Below are 1,037 nucleotides of genomic sequence, written 5' to 3' on the forward strand. Positions count from 1 at the left end.
GCCGCAACCTCTACCGCCGTATCGAAGCCGTCACCCCCATCCTCGACCCTGACCTGCGCGCCAGTCTGATCGAAATGCTCCATATCCAGCTCGCTGACAACCAAAAAGCCTGTTGGGTAGACGACAAACTGCAAAACGTATTCAAAAAAAGAGCATCCGGCACCCCTGCTGTCCGTGCCCAATACGATTTTTATGAATGGCTGAGTAAAAAAGCGCAGGAAGCGCAGCACTCATAACTTTTTGATCATCTCAAACTGCTTGCCCTCCGGTCCGATGTTTTTCGACCGGAGGAAAGCAGTCATTGAGCTACACCCGATATCACTGTTGATAATTTTAACAGAATCGTGCTTATTACTTTCGATCATCTTCTGAAAAAGCAATGAGCCGATTCCCCTTCGACAATATTCTTTGTCAGCAGTTATCTGACTAACATCACGGGACGAGGGGCAAAGCCTTCGTAGGCAAGAAGTTTTTTCGGACGAAAAAACACCCATACAAATAAAATCTTCGACAAATAATATAAAATTAAATATTTACAAGCAATTCAATATATTACAACACAACCGTCACACTTTTATCATTTCCATGACAAAACTCGGGCAGTCCGAAAACCCAGTTTTGGCTCATACTTTACAGTTTTGAATTAAATGATAGTCAATAGTATCTTAAAATCTCCTCCTTCGGGAAGGAGGAGTACCCGTAGGGGGAGGTGGTAGGTGAATACATAATCCTATCATTTACAAAAAAATAGGTATAAACATTATTTTTCCTACCACCTCGGTCTGCGACCACTCCTCCTTCCCGAAGGAGGAGAATAAAGATAGAATCGACTTTTTAGTCACCCCCAATAAAGATACTACCGTTTGATTCATTTTTCATTCGGATTCATTTTTCATTCGAAAGAAACAAACTGGAAACAACCTTTTTTCTCGGATTGATCCCAAAACTCCCACACCCCTCACACATCACCTCCCACATCCCTCACATGCCACCTCACACATCACCTCCCCCCGCACCGCCTCCCACCGCTCCACCCC

Annotated in this window: 1 protein-coding gene; it reads left to right on the top strand. The window is 44.1% G+C overall.

Annotation, left to right across the window (positions count from 1 at the left end):
* A partial coding sequence (locus DW640_RS23310; RefSeq protein ID WP_147326411.1) for a hypothetical protein occupies nucleotides 1–236 on the top strand: 236 nt, incomplete at its 5' end.
* Nucleotides 237–1,037: the final 801 nt, after the last annotated feature.

It is taken from the genome of Bacteroides sp. AM23-12, from assembly GCF_003434395.1.
Taxonomy (GTDB): Bacteria; Bacteroidota; Bacteroidia; order Bacteroidales; family Bacteroidaceae; genus Bacteroides; species Bacteroides thetaiotaomicron.